The 17854-nt window shown below is 30.4% G+C and carries 17 protein-coding genes and 2 tRNA genes; all 19 read left to right on the forward strand.

What is annotated here, in order from left to right; all coding sequences use genetic code 11:
* The first annotated feature begins 35 nt into the window (after positions 1-35).
* The 19 genes from lon to ACTT88_RS02560 all read left to right on the forward strand — a co-directional run bounded on the left by lon (position 36) and on the right by ACTT88_RS02560 (position 17853).
* Positions 36-2414, forward strand: coding sequence for an endopeptidase La (gene lon, locus ACTT88_RS02470; protein WP_440907790.1), 2379 nt, complete (start codon positions 36-38; stop codon positions 2412-2414).
* Positions 2415-2463: 49 nt separating this feature from the next.
* Positions 2464-2539 (forward strand) — tRNA-Val (locus ACTT88_RS02475).
* Positions 2540-2551: 12 nt separating this feature from the next.
* Positions 2552-2628: transfer RNA gene (locus ACTT88_RS02480), tRNA-Asp, on the forward strand.
* A gap of 87 nt (positions 2629-2715) precedes the next feature.
* Positions 2716-3084 (forward strand): NADH-quinone oxidoreductase subunit A, encoded by a 369-nt coding sequence (locus ACTT88_RS02485; RefSeq protein WP_023853928.1) that lies wholly within the window; start codon positions 2716-2718, stop codon positions 3082-3084.
* 15 nt (positions 3085-3099) lie between these two features.
* Positions 3100-3615, forward strand: coding sequence for a NuoB/complex I 20 kDa subunit family protein (locus tag ACTT88_RS02490; protein ID WP_023853927.1), 516 nt, complete (start codon positions 3100-3102; stop codon positions 3613-3615).
* A gap of 2 nt (positions 3616-3617) precedes the next feature.
* Positions 3618-4223, forward strand: a complete 606-nt coding sequence (locus ACTT88_RS02495) for an NADH-quinone oxidoreductase subunit C (RefSeq protein WP_440907791.1) — start codon at positions 3618-3620, stop codon at positions 4221-4223.
* On the forward strand, positions 4207-5382 hold the full coding sequence (locus tag ACTT88_RS02500) for an NADH-quinone oxidoreductase subunit D (protein ID WP_440907792.1): 1176 nt from the start codon (positions 4207-4209) through the stop codon (positions 5380-5382). Before ACTT88_RS02495 ends, ACTT88_RS02500 begins: the two co-directional genes overlap by 17 nt.
* Entirely contained in the window at positions 5379-5987 is a 609-nt protein-coding gene (gene nuoE, locus ACTT88_RS02505; RefSeq protein WP_440907793.1) for an NADH-quinone oxidoreductase subunit NuoE, read from the forward strand. Before ACTT88_RS02500 ends, nuoE begins: the two co-directional genes overlap by 4 nt.
* Positions 5980-7311 (forward strand): NADH-quinone oxidoreductase subunit NuoF, encoded by a 1332-nt coding sequence (gene nuoF / locus ACTT88_RS02510; protein ID WP_440907794.1) that lies wholly within the window; start codon positions 5980-5982, stop codon positions 7309-7311. Before nuoE ends, nuoF begins: the two co-directional genes overlap by 8 nt.
* Positions 7304-9331, forward strand: a complete 2028-nt coding sequence (nuoG, locus tag ACTT88_RS02515) for an NADH-quinone oxidoreductase subunit NuoG (RefSeq protein WP_440907795.1) — start codon at positions 7304-7306, stop codon at positions 9329-9331. Before nuoF ends, nuoG begins: the two co-directional genes overlap by 8 nt.
* 1 nt (position 9332) lies before the next feature.
* Positions 9333-10331, forward strand: coding sequence for an NADH-quinone oxidoreductase subunit NuoH (gene nuoH, locus ACTT88_RS02520; protein WP_072090495.1), 999 nt, complete (start codon positions 9333-9335; stop codon positions 10329-10331).
* Positions 10332-10333: 2 nt separating this feature from the next.
* Positions 10334-10819 carry an NADH-quinone oxidoreductase subunit NuoI gene (gene nuoI, locus ACTT88_RS02525; RefSeq protein ID WP_440907796.1) on the forward strand — a complete coding sequence of 162 codons (486 nt, stop codon included), beginning with the start codon at positions 10334-10336 and terminating at the stop codon, positions 10817-10819.
* Between the two features lies 1 nt (position 10820).
* Positions 10821-11453: an NADH-quinone oxidoreductase subunit J gene (locus ACTT88_RS02530; protein WP_440908616.1), complete on the forward strand. Its 633-nt coding sequence runs from the start codon at positions 10821-10823 to the stop codon at positions 11451-11453.
* Positions 11446-11757 (forward strand): NADH-quinone oxidoreductase subunit NuoK, encoded by a 312-nt coding sequence (nuoK, locus tag ACTT88_RS02535; RefSeq protein WP_075501599.1) that lies wholly within the window; start codon positions 11446-11448, stop codon positions 11755-11757. Before ACTT88_RS02530 ends, nuoK begins: the two co-directional genes overlap by 8 nt.
* A gap of 2 nt (positions 11758-11759) precedes the next feature.
* Positions 11760-13670, forward strand: a complete 1911-nt coding sequence (gene nuoL, locus ACTT88_RS02540) for an NADH-quinone oxidoreductase subunit L (RefSeq protein ID WP_440907797.1) — start codon at positions 11760-11762, stop codon at positions 13668-13670.
* Complete coding sequence (locus ACTT88_RS02545; RefSeq protein ID WP_440907798.1) at positions 13670-15151, forward strand: NADH-quinone oxidoreductase subunit M; 1482 nt, start codon at positions 13670-13672, stop codon at positions 15149-15151. Before nuoL ends, ACTT88_RS02545 begins: the two co-directional genes overlap by 1 nt.
* 1 nt (position 15152) lies before the next feature.
* Positions 15153-16571 (forward strand): NADH-quinone oxidoreductase subunit NuoN, encoded by a 1419-nt coding sequence (gene nuoN, locus ACTT88_RS02550; protein WP_440907799.1) that lies wholly within the window; start codon positions 15153-15155, stop codon positions 16569-16571.
* Positions 16571-17107, forward strand: coding sequence for a biotin--[acetyl-CoA-carboxylase] ligase (locus tag ACTT88_RS02555; protein WP_440907800.1), 537 nt, complete (start codon positions 16571-16573; stop codon positions 17105-17107). Before nuoN ends, ACTT88_RS02555 begins: the two co-directional genes overlap by 1 nt.
* A complete protein-coding gene (locus tag ACTT88_RS02560; RefSeq protein WP_440907801.1) occupies positions 17107-17853 on the forward strand; it encodes a type III pantothenate kinase in 747 nt (248 codons plus the stop codon). The genes ACTT88_RS02555 and ACTT88_RS02560 overlap by 1 nt, the downstream gene beginning before the upstream one ends.
* Position 17854 lies beyond the last annotated feature (1 nt).

Below are 17854 nucleotides of genomic sequence, written 5' to 3' on the forward strand. Positions count from 1 at the left end.
ATTGCATTATAAAATATAATATCCATATTGTTCATATGGATGTTAAAATTTCACTGCCCCTACTTCCTTTAAGAGACATTGTGGTCTTTCCAAGTATGGTGATACCTTTATTTGTAGGAAGAGATAAGTCTATTTCAGCACTTAATGAAGTGATGAAAAAAGATAAGAAAATTATTTTAGTAACTCAAAAAAATTCAGAAATTGATGATCCTAAGAAAACAGATGTATTTATGTATGGTTGTGAAGGAAGTATTTTACAATTGTTAAAATTACCAGATGGCACAGTTAAAGTTTTAGTAGAAGGCATTAAAAGAGTAAAAATTTTGGACTTTAAGGATAATGAAAAGTTTATAACATGTGATTACACACACTATAACGATGTTTTATCTAAAGATGAGGATTTATTTCCTTTAGCTGCTACAGCTTTAAGAAGGTTAGAAAAATTAACATCTATAAATAAAAAAATTTCTAATGAAACCATAAACACAATTAAACAATTAAAAGATCCTTCACAAATTGCAGATAATATTGCATCTCATATAACAGCTACTATTTCTGAAAAACAACAAATATTTGAAACTGTAGATTTAAAGAAAAGATTAAATGCCATTATTAAAATAATGGAAAATGAAACAAGCATCATTGGTGTTGAAAAAAGAATTAGGGGCAGAGTTAAAACCCAGATGGAAAAAACACAAAGAGAGTATTATTTAAATGAGCAACTAAAAGCTATTCAAAAAGAACTTGGTGAAATTGAAGATGGCAAAGATGAAACAACCAGTCTGAATAAAGCAATTATAAAAGCAAAGATGCCAAAAGAGGTAGAGAAGAAATGCTTACAAGAATTAAAGAAATTAAAAAATATGAGTCCTATGTCTGCAGAGGCAACAGTTGTTAGAAATTATTTAGATTGGATGACTGAACTTCCATGGCATAAAAAAAGTGAAGTAGATATAGATTTAAAGAAAGCTCTAGATATTCTTGATAAAGACCACTTTGGATTAGAAAAAGTTAAAGAGAGAATAGTAGAATTTTTAGCTGTTCAAAAAAGAATGGAAAAAATTAAAGGACCAATTTTATGTTTGGTTGGACCTCCAGGTGTTGGAAAAACCTCTTTAGGAAAATCAATTGCAAAAGCTACAAATAGGGAATTTGTAAGAATGTCTGTTGGTGGAATGAGAGATGAAGCTGAAATACGTGGTCATAGAAGAACTTATATTGGTTCTTTACCAGGAAAAATTATTCAGATGATGAAAAAAGCTGGCACAAAAAATCCATTAATTTTATTAGATGAAATAGATAAAATTGGAAATGATTATAGAGGAGACCCGTCTTCAGCATTATTAGAAGCTCTAGATCCTGAACAGAACACAACGTTTAATGATCATTATCTAGAAGTTGATTATGATTTATCTGATGTGATGTTTGTAACGACTGCCAACACTTTAAATATTTTACCTCCTTTATTAGATAGAATGGAAGTAATTAGATTAGCAGGTTACACAGAGGATGAAAAAATCAGCATCGCGAATAAGTATTTATTACCTAAACAAATTAAAGATAACGGTGTTAAAGAGAAAGAAATGAAACTGGATAATGATATTATAAAAGAAGTTATTAGAGGATACACAAAAGAGTCTGGTGTAAGAAATCTTGAAAGAGAAATTTCTAAACTTGCAAGAAAAGTTGTAAAAAAAATTGTAGCTGGTGAAGAAAAAGAGGTTGGAATAAATAATAAAAATTTATCTGATTTTTTAGGTGTTCCAAAGTTTAAGTTTGGAGAGTTAGAGACCGAAAATAGAGTGGGCATAGTAACAGGACTTGCCTGGACTGAATATGGTGGAGAAATTTTAAAAATTGAGACTGTTACAATGCCAGGAAAAGGAAGAATGCAAATTACTGGTAAATTAGGTGACGTAATGCAAGAATCAGTTAAAGCAGCAAAATCTTTTGTAAGATCAAAATGTTTAGAGTATGGAATTATACCTCCTATTTTTGAAAAAAAAGATTTTCATATTCATGTTCCAGAAGGAGCAACACCAAAAGATGGACCATCCGCTGGTATTGGAATGGTCACATCTATAGTATCTTCAATTACCAACATTCCTATAAGAAGAGATTTAGCAATGACAGGAGAAGTAACATTAACAGGCCAAGTTCTACCAATTGGTGGTTTGAAAGAAAAATTATTAGCTGCACATAGAGCTGGAATAAAAGAAGTTTTAATTCCCAAAGAAAATGAAAAAGACTTAGTAGATATGCCTAAAAAAATTATAGATGACATTAAGATAACTCCAGTTGAATATGCTGATCAGGTTATAAAAATAGCTTTAACAAAAGAACTTAAACCAACAGAGTGGGTTGAGGTTGATATATCTAAAAAAGACGATAAATCTCAAGCTAGTATTCAATAATAATTAATTTACATTATTTATGTGTTGATGTAATAAGTAGCCTTGTTTTGGGCGGTTAGCTCAGTTGGTAGAGCATCTCGTTTACACCGAGGGGGTCAAAGGTTCGAGTCCTTTACTGCCCACCAAAACTTCTAAGTGGGGGTGTAGCTCAGTTGGTTAGAGCGATCGCCTGTCACGCGATAGGTCGAGGGTTCGAGTCCCTTCACTCCCGCCACTTTTAAGCATTTTTTTACGTTAATATTAATAAAAATGTGACGTATCAACCCTTCAACAACAGATAAAAACTGATATATAGATTTTCATGTTATCTGATTTTTTAAAAGATTACTTACCAATAATAATATTTTTAGTATTAGCTCTTGGGTTAAGTTGTGCCTTTGTAGTTGTAAACTTTATTCTATCACCAAAAAAACCTGATCCTGAAAAACTTTCAGCTTATGAGTGTGGCTTTGAACCTTTCGAGGACTCAAGAATGGAATTTGATGTGAGATTTTATTTAGTTGCAATCCTATTTATTATTTTTGATTTAGAGATAGCATTTTTATTTCCATGGGCAATATCTCTTGGAAATATTGGATTATTAGGTTTTTCATCAATGATGATTTTTTTGTTCATACTTACAATAGGTTTTATTTATGAATGGAAAAAAGGTGCTTTAGACTGGGAATAAAAATTATAAACCATAATGAATAATAAAATAGATCAAGTACCCGAGGAATTTAAACAACTTGCTGAAGACTTTAGCAAGAATGGTTTTATAACTACATCACTTGATAATTTAATTAACTGGTCAAGATCTGGATCACTTCATTGGATGACTTTTGGATTAGCTTGTTGTGCTGTTGAAATGATGCAAACAGCTATGCCAAGATACGATTTAGAAAGATTTGGAGCAGCTCCAAGAGGTTCACCAAGACAATCAGACGTTATGATAGTTGCAGGAACTTTAACAAATAAAATGGCGCCAGCTTTAAGAAAAGTTTATGACCAAATGCCTGAACCAAGATATGTAATTTCAATGGGTAGTTGCGCAAATGGGGGTGGATATTACCATTATTCATATTCAGTTGTTAGAGGTTGTGATCGAATTGTGCCTGTGGATGTTTATGTACCAGGATGCCCTCCATCAGCAGAGGCATTGTTGTATGGAATACTACAACTACAAAAAAAAATTAGAAAAAAAGGATCTTTTATTAGATAGTTATGAAAAGTTTAGAAGATCTAGAAAAAAAAATTAATTCTGAGTTAACTACCAAAATTAACAATACAGAAATTAAACATAACCAAATTTATATTGAAACAGATAAAGAAGACATGGTTGATGTTGCTATATTTTTAAAAACAAATCAAGATACTAAATTTAGGCAACTTGTAGATATAACAGTTGTTGATTACCCTGAACAAAATCAAAGGTTTGAAGTAGTTTACTTGTTTTTAAGCCATGAATTTAATCAAAGATTGATTGTAAAATATTCAATTGCTGAGAATGAGGTTATTCCATCATTAACTAGCATTTTTCCATCAGCAAACTGGATGGAGAGAGAAGTGTTTGATATGTATGGAGTATCTTTTAAGGATCATCCTGATTTAAGAAGAATACTAACTGATTATGGATTTGAAGGTCACCCATTAAGAAAAGATTTTCCATTAACTGGTCACACAGAGGTCAGATATAGCGAAGATCAAAAAAAAGTAATTAGTGAACCGGTTAAGCTCGAGCAAAATTATAGAAATTTTGATTATGAAAGTCCTTGGGAAGGAACAAAATATATTAAAGAAGAAATTGAGAATAATGACAAAAAAAATTAAAAATTTAAATTTAAATTTTGGTCCTCAGCATCCTGCGGCTCATGGTGTTCTTAGATTAATTCTAGAACTTGATGGAGAGGTGGTAGAGAAGGCGGATCCTCACATCGGTTTACTTCATAGAGGAACAGAAAAACTTATAGAAAACAAAACTTATATGCAGGCTGTTCCATATTTTGACCGTTTAGATTATGTCGCCCCAATGAATCAAGAACATGCTTTTGCATTAGCGGTTGAAAAAATACTTAAAATAGATGTACCAATTAGAGCCCAATACATAAGAGTTATATTTTGTGAAATTGGAAGAATTCTGAGTCATATTTTAAATGTTACAACTCAAGCTCTTGATGTAGGAGCGTTAACACCATCTCTTTGGGGTTTCGAGGAAAGGGAAACTCTAATGACATTTTATGAGAGAGCTTCAGGGTCAAGACTTCATGCAAATTATTTTAGAGCAGGAGGTGTTCATCAAGATTTGCCAAAAGGTTTAGAAGAAGATATTGCAAAATTTTGTGAAACGTTTCCGAAAATAATTAACGATTTAGAAAGTTTGTTAACTGATAATAGAATCTTTAAACAAAGAAACGTCGATATAGGAGTAGTCACAAAAGAAGATGCCTTAGATTATTCTTTTTCAGGAGTTATGATTAGAGGCTCAGGTGTTCCATGGGACTTAAGAAAATCTCAGCCTTATGATTGCTATGAAAGTTTAGAATTTAAAATTCCAGTTGGAAAAAATGGAGATTGTTACGACAGATACCTATGTAGAATTGAAGAAATGAAAGAAAGTGTTTCAATTATCAAACAATGTCTAGCTAAAATGGAAAAGGGTCCAATTAAATCATTAGATGGAAAGATTAGCCCTCCACCTAAGGCAGAAATCAAACAATCAATGGAAGCTCTAATACATCATTTTAAACTTTTCACAGAGGGATACAGAGTTCCAAAAGATGAAATTTATAAAGCTGTTGAGGCACCAAAAGGAGAATTTGGTGTTTACTTAATATCTGATGGATCAAGCAAACCTTACAAATGTAAAATAAGAGCACCAGGATTTTCACACTTACAATCAATGGATTATTTAATTAAAGGTCATATGTTAGCTGATGTTCCTGCGGTATTAGGTTCTTTAGATATTGTTTTTGGTGAGGTAGATAGATGAGTTTAAGAAGACCTGCTAAAGATCAACCAGAAAGTTTTAAATTTAATGCTTCATCATTAGAAGCAGCAAATTTAATTGTTGGAAAATATCCTGAAGGTAAACAGCAAAGTGCTGTGATGGCTTTACTTTATATTGCTCAAAAACAAAATAATAATTGGATACCATTAGCTGCAATGAAATACATCGCTAAGTTTTTAGACATGCCTTATATTAAAGTTTATGAGGTAGCTACTTTTTATACAATGTATAATTTGGCTCCTGTAGGTAAATACTTTGTTCAAGTATGCACAACAACACCCTGTATGATAAGAGGCGCAAATAAATTAGTTGAGGCATGCAAGGAAAAAATTTCTGAAAATGAGTGCGAATTATCTAATGATAAAATTTGTTCATGGATGGAAGTTGAATGTTTAGGGGCATGCGTCAATGCTCCAATGATGCAAATTAATGATGACTATTATGAAGATTTAGACAAACAAAAAACTTTAGATATCTTAGATAAAATTTTAAATGGAGAAACTCCAAAACCTGGTTCGTATAGAGGAAGAGTAAATAATGAACCAGAAAATAACAGGAAAACCTTGATGGATTTAAAAAATGCTTAAAGATCAAGATAGAATTTTTCAAAATTTATATAATGACAAAGGCTCAGATGTATCTTCATCACAAGAGAGAGGTGATTGGGTAAATACAAAAGAAATTACTGACAAAGGAAGAGACTGGATAATTAATGAAATTAAAGAGTCTCAACTAAGAGGTCGAGGTGGTGCAGGATTTCCTACTGGTTTAAAATGGTCATTTGCGCCAAAAGAAGTTGGATCTAGACCACATTACCTAGTTATTAATGGTGATGAGTCTGAACCAGGAACTTGCAAAGATAGAGATATTTTAAGATTTGAACCTCACAAGTTAATTGAAGGTTGTTTAATTGCATCTTATGCAGTGCAAGCACATGTCTGTTACATTTATATAAGAGGTGAATATTTTGTTGATGGTCAAAAACTTCAAGCAGCAATTGATGAAGCTTATGAAAAAAAATTGTTAGGTAAAAATGCAGCTGGTACAGGATGGGATTTAGATATTTATATTCATTATGGTGCCGGTGCTTATATTTGTGGAGAGGAAACAGCTTTATTAGAAAGTATCGAAGGTAAAAAAGGACAACCTAGATTAAAACCACCATTCCCAGCTCTAATTGGTCTTTATGGATGTCCAACAATAATTAATAATGTAGAAACTATTGCGGTAGTACCAACAATTCTTAGAAGAGGTGGAAAATGGTTTGCTTCTCTTGGAAGAGAAAAAAATACAGGCACAAAAATATTTTGTATATCTGGAAATGTAAATACTCCATGCAATGTTGAGGAAGAAATGAACATTCCTTTAAAAGAATTAATTGAAGTTCATGCAGGTGGTGTTATTGGAGGTTGGGATAATCTTCAAGCAGTAATTCCGGGTGGTTCATCAATGCCACTAATTCCAAAAGAGAAATGCGAAACATTAACTATGGATTTTGACTCACTTATGGCTGAGAAAAGTGGTTTAGGAACCGCAGGTATTGTTGTCATTAATAAAGATCAAGACATAATTAAATGCATGGCAAGAATTGCAAGATTTTATAAACATGAGAGTTGTGGACAATGTACACCATGTAGAGAGGGTTCTGGTTGGATGTGGAGAATGCTTGAAAGAATGGCAAAAGGTGAGGCAACCAAAGACGAAGTTGATATGTTGGGTGATGTTACAAATCAAATAGCAGGACATACTATTTGTGCATTTGGTGAAGGTTCATCCTGGCCAGTTCAAGGATTGCTTAGACATTTTAAAAAAGAAATTGAGAAAAGAAATAATTTAGACCCTATTGTTCAAAAGAAAAACAATATTCCATATTTAGTTGATCAACATTTATTAGATAAAAAAAATGCTTAAATTAAAAGTTAACGAAATCGAAGTTGAAGTTGAAGAAGGTTTAACGGTTCTTCAGGCCTGCGAAAAAGCTGGTGTTGAAATTCCAAGATTTTGTTATCATGAAAAATTATCGATTGCAGGTAATTGTAGAATGTGTTTGGTTGAAATGGAAAAATCTCCTAAACCAATTGCATCATGTGCTATGCCAGCTGCAGAAGGCATGAATATAAAAACAAATACTGCTTTAGTAGAAAAAGCTCGTAAAGGGGTTATGGAATTTTTATTAGCTAACCACCCTTTAGATTGTCCAGTGTGTGATCAAGGAGGTGAATGTGATCTTCAAGATCAATCTATGTATTATGGAATAGACAAATCAAGGTATAAAGAAAATAAAAGAGCAGTTCCTGAAAAAAATATGGGACCATTGATTAAAACTCAAATGACCAGATGTATTCATTGTACGAGATGTGTAAGATTTGCAACTGAGGTTGCAGGAGTCCCGGAGCTTGGTGCTATTGGAAGAGGTGAAGATATGCAAATTTCAACTTATTTGGAACAATCAATGCAATCTGAATTATCTGCAAACGTTGTAGATTTATGTCCAGTGGGTGCACTCACATCAAAACCTTATGTATTTGAAGCTAGACCATGGGAACTAAAAAAAACAGAAACAATTGATGTAATGGATGCAATTGGATCAAATGTAAGAGTAGATACATATGATTGGGAAGTCAAAAGGGTACTTCCAATTATAAATGAAGATATCAATGAGGAATGGATCTCAGACAAAACAAGATATGCTTGCGACGGTCTTCTTCATCAAAGATTAGATACTCCATTTATCAAATACAATGGCAAATTTGAAAAGGCCTCATGGGGTGAGGTGTATAAAATAATTAAATCTAAATTTGAAAACACATCTAAAGAAAAAATTTGTGGTTTTGTTGGTGATTTAACCAATATGGAGACTTGTTATATTTTTAAAGAATTTTTTGATCGAACAATTGATACTAAAAATTACGAGTCAAGATCTGATAACAGATTTATAAATACTTCAAAAAGAGAAAACTACTTATTTAATTCTTCTATAAATGGCATTGAAGAGGCAGATTTAATTTTTATAGCAGGTTCAAATCCAAGATATGAAGCAACTATTTTAAATGCTAGAATTAGAAAAGCTTACTTAAACAATAATACAAAAATTATTTCACTTAATAATGTTGGTGATTTAACTTATCCTTATCAAAGTTTAGATGGTCAAACGCAAACTTTAAATAATATTCTTGAGGGAAATCATGACATATCTAAAGAAATTATAAATTCAAAAAAACCAATAATCATTATTGGTGAGTCTCTGCTTAGATTAAAGTCTTCAGATTTTTTGTTTAATAAAATGAAAGAATTTTTATCAAAAAATAATAAAATTTCAGATGAATGGAATTCTTTAAATATTTTATCAACAGATGCAGCAACAGTAGGAAATTTTGACCTTGGATTAATTAATAATGAAAATAATTTAATAAGTGATTTAAAAGAACATAAATTTGATATTGTTTATCTTGTAGGTCAAGACAATTTAGAATTTGATAAAAAAGATGAATTTATAATTTATCAAGGTAGCCATGGTGACAAAGGTGCTGAGTCCGCTGATATTATTTTACCAGGCTCTGCATATACTGAACAAGATGGATACTTTACCAATCTAGAGGGAAAAATTCAAAAAGCCTACAAAGCATCATATCCACCAGGCGAAGCAAAAGAAGATTGGCAAATAATAAACGAACTTGCTGAAGTTATGAATAATAGAAAATTATTTAATGATAAAGATGAATTAGAAAGCAGCATGTTTAATTATTTAAATTTACAAAAGGAAAAACAGGTAAATGACATTAATAATTCTACTAATGAGTTTCAAAATGAAACTTTAATAATCAAAGTTAAAGATTATTATTTTTCGAATGTTATTGCAAGATCATCAAAAACGATGGTTGAATGTAATAACTCTAAATTAAATCTAAAATCAACAGGTACAGAAGGTTAATATGGAATACTTGAGCATAGTTTTTCAAGAGGTTTATAAGATTTTATTCTTATTAGTTCCTGTTCTTGTTTCTGTAGCAATGATTGTTTGGCTAGATAGAAGAGTTTGGGCTTTTGTTCAAAAAAGACAAGGACCTAACGTTGTTGGTCCGTTTGGCTTATTACAATCTTTAGCAGATGCTTTAAAATATATATTTAAAGAAATCATTATTCCATCTAGCTCAAACAAGGTAATTTTTATATTGGCTCCAATAGTCACGATGACTTTAGCTTTAATCGCTTGGGCTGTAATCCCATTTAGTGCAACTCAGGTTTTGGCTGATATTAATGTTGGAATACTTTATTTATTTGCCGTTTCTTCACTAGGTGTCTATGGAATAATCATGGGCGGGTGGGCATCAAACTCCAAATATCCTTTTCTAGGAGCAATTCGTTCTGCTGCTCAAATGGTATCTTATGAAGTTTCAATTGGGGTAATAATTATAAATGTTTTACTTTGTGTTGGTTCATTAAACTTAAACGACATCGTTATTGCTCAACAAAATATGTGGTTTGTAATTCCATTATTTCCAATGTTTGTAATATTCTTTATTTCTGCTTTAGCTGAAACTAACAGACCACCTTTTGATTTACCGGAGGCAGAAGCAGAGTTGGTTGCTGGTTATCAAACAGAATATTCAGGAATGATGTATGCAATGTTTTGGTTAGGTGAATATGCAAATATTTTATTGATGTGTGCAATGGGAGCAATATTATTTTTAGGTGGTTGGATGTCCCCAATTGATGTTTATCCATTTACATTAGTTCCAGGTGCAATATGGTTAATATTAAAAATTCTTCTTCTATTCATCCTTTTTGCTTTAGTTAAGGCGATAGTACCAAGATATAGATACGACCAATTAATGAGACTTGGTTGGAAAGTTTTTCTTCCTCTTTCTTTAACTTGGGTGGTATTAACAGCTAGCTATTTATTTTATTTTAACCTTTTACCTGTGAATTAATAATGAAGAGTACAAGATTTTTTAAAACAATATTAATGACAGATTTCATTAGCGGTTTGTTAATTGCTATTAAAGAATTATTTAAACCAAAAAAAACAATTAATTACCCTTTTGAAAAAGGTAAAATAAGTCCTCGTTTTAGAGGTGAGCATGCTTTGAGAAGATATCCAAACGGAGAAGAAAGATGTATTGCTTGCAAGTTATGTGAAGCAGTATGTCCTGCTCAAGCAATAACCATCGAGTCAGCTGCGAGAGAAGATGGAAGTAGAAAGACTACACGTTACGATATTGACATGATGAAATGTATTTACTGTGGTTTATGTGAAGAATCGTGCCCTGTAGATGCAATCGTACAAGGTCCAAATTTTGAATTTTCAACAGAAACAAGAGAAGAACTTTATTACACTAAAGAAAAGTTATTAGATAATGGCGACAGATGGGAGAATGTTTTGGAGGCTAATATTAAAGCTGACAATATCCATAGATAAAATGATTGCACATGCTATTTTCTTTTATACATTTTCAATAATTGCTGTTGTTTCAGCTATAATGGTAACAGCCTCTAAAAATACTGTTCATTCAGTATTTTTCTTAATTCTTGATTTCATAAGTATTTCTTGTCTTTTCATAATGATTGGTGCTGAATTCTTGGGAATGATAATGCTAATTGTTTATGTTGGAGCTGTAGCGGTTTTGTTTTTATTTGTAGTGATGATGTTAAATGTAGCACAACAGAAAAATCAATGGTTTGCAGGTCAAGCAACCTCAAAACATATCCCAGTTGGTCTAATTATAAGTACATTAATTTTCTTTGAAATTATAATTGTAATAGGTGGTTGGAAATATAAACCAGAAATTTTTGATATTAATAATTCACTTGCTAGTACAAGTGTAAGTAATACCCATTCATTAGGTCAAGTTTTATATACTGATTATATCCACGTATTTCAAATTAGTGGAATGATCCTTTTAGTTGCCATGGTAGGGGCCATAGTATTAACTTTTAGACAAAGATCAGGTGTTAAAAAACAAAGTTATATCAAGCAAATATCCAGAGAAAGAGCAGAAGGTGTTGAGGTTCTAGAGGTTCAAAGTAATAAAGGAGTTAAAATAGATGACTGAGATAGGTTTAGGACATTATTTAACTCTAGGTGCTGTGATTTTCTCAATTGGAGTCATTGGTATTTTTCTAAACAGAAAGAACATCATTGTTATATTAATGAGTATTGAATTGATATTACTTGCTGTAAATATCAATTTAGTTGCTTTTTCTATTTATTTAGGAGATTTGGCAGGACAAGTTTTTACTTTATTCATTCTTACTGTTGCAGCAGCAGAAGCAGCTATTGGATTAGCAATCATTGTCGTGTATTTCAGAAACTCTGGAACAATACGAGTTGAAGAAATAGATAAGTTAAAAGGATAACCATGGAATTATCAATTATATTTCTTCCACTTATTGCTTCAATTGTATCTGGTTTTTTTGGCAGATATATAGGTGATAGAAATTCTGAAATAGTAACAAGTGCTCTAGTTTCAATTTCTGCACTTTTATCAATTTATGTCCTTTATCAAGTAATCGTAAATCAATATGAAGAAAATATTGTCATAGCTACATGGATAAGCTCGGGTTCACTTGATGTAAATTGGTCAATGTTAATTGATCCATTATCAGCAGTAATGTTAGTAGTTGTAACTTCCGTATCTGCTTTAGTGCATATTTATTCAATTGGTTACATGTCTCATGATCCTCATAAGCCAAGATTCATGGCTTACTTATCATTATTCACTTTTGCTATGTTGATGCTTGTAACATCAGATAATTTTATTCAATTATTTTTTGGCTGGGAAGGTGTTGGTCTTTGTTCTTATTTCTTAATAGGTTTTTGGTTTAAAAAAGAAAGTGCAAATGCTGCAGCAATAAAAGCATTTGTTGTAAACAGAGTAGGTGACTTTGGCTTTGCTTTAGGAATTTTTTTAATATTTTATTTATTTGGAACTGTTAATTACTCTGAAGTTTTTCAACAAATTCCAACTGTTGTAGATAAAAATTTATCCTTTTTAGGTTTTGAAGTTAAAGCAATAGATCTAATTTGTTTACTTTTATTTATTGGAGCAATGGGTAAATCTGCACAGATATTACTGCATACTTGGTTACCTGATGCTATGGAAGGTCCAACACCTGTTTCTGCATTAATTCATGCAGCAACAATGGTAACAGCTGGTGTTTTCTTAGTTGTAAGATGTTCTCCAATCTATGAATATTCACCATTGATACTAAATTTTATAACTATCGTTGGAATGACTACAGCATTCTTTGCAGCAACCGTCGCTCTAGTTCAAACAGATATAAAAAAAATTATTGCTTACTCTACATGTAGCCAACTTGGTTATATGTTTTTTGCAGCTGGAGTAGGTGCATACAATGTTGCAATGTTTCACTTATTTACTCATGCATTTTTCAAAGCTTTATTATTTTTAGGATCTGGTTCAGTAATCCATGCATTTAAAGATGAGCAAAATATAAATAACATGGGAGGTGTATGGAAAAAGTTACCATATACATATACTTTAATGATAATAGGAACACTTGCATTAACAGGTTTTCCATTTTTATCAGGATTTTATTCTAAAGACGCAATTATAGAATTTGCATATTTAAAAGGTAATACCACTGGTTATTATGCAGCTGGAATTGGAATAATTACAGCATTTTTAACATCTATTTATTCATGGCGATTGATATTTAAAACTTTCCATGGAGAGTATAATAACAAAGAGATCAAAATAGAGGAAACACATGAGTCCCCATTGGTTATGCTCGTTCCATTATTTATTCTCTCAATAGGAGCTGTTTTTGCTGGTTTTCTATTTAAAGGACTATTTATTGGTCATGGTGAGAATTTATTCTGGGCAGAGTCTATTAAGTTCTTAGAACCTTTGAGTGCTGAGCACCCACCTTTATGGTTTTTACTTTTAACACCATGTTTAGTTTTAGTATCCATTCCAATTGCTTATTACTTATTTGTAAAAAACAAAGAGCTTCCTAATTCAATAGTTTCTATAAACAAACCTTTGTATAATTTTTTAGTTAACAAATGGTATTTTGATGAGTTGTATGATGTGTTGTTTATTAAATCCTCAAAAAAACTAGGTCTATTTTTATGGAAATTTTGCGATGGAACTATTATAGATGGTTTTGGTCCTGATGGAATTTCTTCTTTTATAAAAAAATGTTCAATCAAAGCAACTAAATTTCAAAGTGGTTTTATCTATCAATATGCATTTGTAATGTTATTAGGTTTCTCTGCTTTACTAACTTTTTTAATAGTTAAATAATGAATTTTCCTATTCTTTCATCTTTAATATTATTGCCAATAGTTGGTGCTTTATTTTTATTTTTTACTAAAGATAAAGAAGGAAATAATTTAACTGCTAAATATGTTGCTTTATTTACAACAGTAGTAAATTTTTTAATTTCAATTTATCTGTGGATTTCTTTTGACCAATCAACATCTAGTTTTCAATTTGTAGAAGATAGAGTATGGATTGAAGGATTTATTAATTATAAAGTTGGAGTAGATGGTATTTCAATTTTATTTATTATTTTAACCACATTTATAACTCCCATTTGTATTATATCTGTAAATAATTCAGTCAAAAATAGATTAAGAGATTTTTTAATTGCAATTCTAATCATGGAAAGTTTCATGATAGGTGTTTTCTGTGCACTTGATTTAGTTGTATTCTATTTATTTTTTGAAGCCGGATTGATCCCAATGTTTTTAATTATTGGTATTTGGGGAGGCGCAAGAAGAGTTTATTCAGCATTTAAATTCTTTTTATATACACTATTGGGATCTGTTTTAATGTTGGTTGCAATAATTTCAATTTATTGGATCACAGGAACAACTGACGTAGTCCAACTATATGAAATTGGTATTGATGTTAAATACCAAAATCTATTGTGGTTAGCATTTTTTAGTTCTTTTGCTGTTAAAACACCTATGTGGCCAGTTCATACATGGTTACCTGATGCTCACGTTGAGGCTCCTACCGCTGGATCTGTTTTGTTAGCTGCCATATTATTAAAGATGGCTGGATATGGTTTTATAAGGTTTTCTTTAGGTCTATTCCCGATTGCATCTGAAGTATTTACACCATTAATTTACACTCTGAGCGTTATAGCAATCATATTTACATCACTGATAGCTTTAATGCAGGAAGATATGAAAAAGTTAATTGCTTATTCATCAGTTGCGCATATGGGTTTTGTAACTTTGGGTATATTCACTTTGCAACAACAAGGGATTGAAGGAAGTATAATTCAAATGATTAGTCACGGATTAGTTTCGGCAGCATTATTTTTAACTGTTGGTGTAGTTTATGACAGAATGCATTCCAGATTGATAAGTACTTATGGCGGACTAGTTTCTGTAATTCCAAAATATTCAATACTATTTATGTTATTTGCTTTGGCATCTCTAGGTTTACCTGGAACTAGTGGTTTTATTGGTGAGTTTTTAATATTAATGGGAGCTTTTAAAGATAATTTTTTAGTGGCAGTTATAGCAAGTATTGGCGTGATTTTAGGAGCTGCATACATGTTGTGGCTATATAAAAGAGTAGTATTTGGAAAATTAATAAACGAAGATCTTAAAAAAATTTTAGATTTAAATAGATCTGAATACTTTATTTTAAGTTGCTTAGCTGCACCAATCTTATTTTTTGGTTTTTATCCCGATCCATTAATAAACACTATTGAAGTTTCTGTGACCGATCTAATTAATATGCATAACTCAAATATAGCTAGTAAATAATATGGAAAATTTAAATTTAGTATTACCTGAAATTTTTATCTCACTTTCAATAATGTTTTTACTTGTTTTGGGTGTGTTTAAAAAAGATAGTTCTAAAATCACATTTATTTTGTCTTTATTCGCAATTTTAATTACAGCGATAATAACAATTAATGAAACTTTCTCTGTCAGCAGGGAAACTTTATTTAATGAAAGTGTTGTGATTGATAGTTTGTCTTCACTAATGAAAATTATAACATTGGTTGGAGGTTTTTTAGTTTTAGTTATTTCTTCAAGTTATTTAAAAATATTTAAAATATACAATATCGAATACCCTATTCTTATTTTGAGCTCTATTCTGGGTATGATGGTAATGATCAGTTCAAATGATTTAATTGTTTTTTATATGGGTTTAGAATTGCAATCATTAGCTCTTTATGTTTTAGCCACATATAATAGAGATCAACTAAAATCATCCGAAGCTGGTTTAAAATATTTTGTTTTAAGTGCATTATCCTCAGGATTATTGTTGTATGGATGCTCATTGGTGTATGGTTTTTCTGGTTCAACTAATTTTGATATAATATCAAATCAACTAAATTCTAATGAATATGTTTTAACATTTGGAATAGTGTTTATCTTAGTTGGTTTAGCTTTTAAAATTTCTGCAGTTCCGTTTCATATGTGGGCACCTGATGTTTACGAAGGGTCACCAACAACTGTAACTTTATTTTTTACAATGGTACCCAAAATAGCTGCTTTAACTGTATTTATAAGGTTTTTGTATGTCCCTTTTTTAAATTTAATCGATCAGTGGCAAATGATAATTGTTTTCTTATCAATTGCTTCAATGATTTTTGGAGCAGTTGCAGCAATAGGACAAACTAATATTAAAAGACTAATTGCCTACAGTTCTATTAGTCATATTGGTTATACTTTAGCAGGATTAGCTACTGTATCTAATGAAGGAATTCAAAGCTCAATAATCTATATTTCAATATATGTTGTAATGAATTTAGCTCTTTTCTGTTGTCTATTAATGTTAAGAAGAAAGGATCAATATTATGAGGATATTAGCGATCTTTCGGGATTATCAAAAAACCATCCGATGTTATCTTTATGTTTACTTGTAATACTGTTTTCTTTAGCAGGTATCCCGCCCCTTGCTGGTTTCTTTGCAAAATTTTATGTTTTTATAGCAGTGTTAGAACAATCAATGTATTTCTTAGCTATAGTAGGTTTATTATCTACTGTAATTGCAGCATTCTATTACTTAAGAATTATAAAAATCATATACTTTGATAAAGAAAAAGACAAATACGATACTGACCATAGTTTATGGTTAAAATTTTCACTCACAGTTTCAACGATATTAATCCTTTTATACTTCATATTCCCAAGCCAGTTAATAGAAGTTGTTTCAAGAATTAATATTATTTGATGAAATTAAAAAAATTTAAATTTAAAAAAGTTAAAAGCACAAATAATACTGCAATAAGAATTGTCAAAGAAACTAAATACAACTTAGGTATGGTTGTTGCTGAAACACAAGTAAATGGTAGAGGACAGTATGGAAGAAAATGGATATCATCAAAAGGAAATTTATTTGTCTCTTTTTTTAATGAACTTAATAAAACGAAACTATCGATTAATTCTATAACAAAAGTTAATTGTCTTTTAGTCAAAAAATTACTATCGTTATTTACAAGAAAAAAAATTTTATTTAAAAAACCGAACGACTTATTAATTGATAAAAAAAAAATTAGTGGCATTTTACAAGAAATCATATTTGTAAGAGGTAAAAAATTTTTAATTACTGGCATAGGGATAAATATTAAAAAAAATCCAATTATAAGGAATTATCCTGCCACAAACTTGCAAGAGGTAACTAAAAAAAGTATTAGTAAATTAATTGTAGAAAATAAACTAAAACAACTTTTTGAAAAAAATTTATCTAAATTGTATAAAATTAAATAATGTATATTCTAGGCGATATTGGTAATACGGAAACAAAATTATGTATTGTTTCTAAAAATAATAAAATTTCAAAAAAAATTACTTTTTCATCAAAATTTGTAAATAACAGGCAGCTTAACATTTTATTTAAAAAAAATAAAATTCAATTTAATAATATTGAAAAAATATTATTTTGTAGTGTCGTTCCAAAAACATTTTCTATAATTAATAAATTTTTATCAAAAAAAGTTAAACTAAAATGCTATGAGGTTAAAAAATTAAACTTAAAATCACTTATAAAAATCAAAGTAGATTATAAACAGGTAGGCTCAGATAGGATTACTAATGCTATAAGTTTAATGAATAATAAAAATAATTTTATAATTTTAGATTTTGGTACAGCAACAACTTTCGATGTACTAATTAGAAATACTTATTTTGGAGGAGTTATTGCGCCGGGTGTGAGATTATCTCTTAATACCTTGTCTGACAAAGCGACTTTGATTCCTAAAATAGATTTAAAAAAGATTAATAAAGTCATTGGCAAAAATACAATCTCTGCTGTTAGATCAGGCTTTTTTTGGGGTTATGCAGGTTTAATTGACAATATTATTAATTTAATTAAGAAGGAGACTGGAAAGTCTTTTAAAGTAATTATTACTGGTGGATTTTCAGATTTATTTAAAAACTCAATAAAAACGAAAGCAAGTCACAATAAAGATATTACAATTAAAGGCTTAATAAAGATTTCAAAATTAATTAAATAAT

Source organism: Candidatus Pelagibacter sp., assembly GCF_052046145.1.
Taxonomy (GTDB): domain Bacteria; phylum Pseudomonadota; class Alphaproteobacteria; order Pelagibacterales; family Pelagibacteraceae; genus Pelagibacter.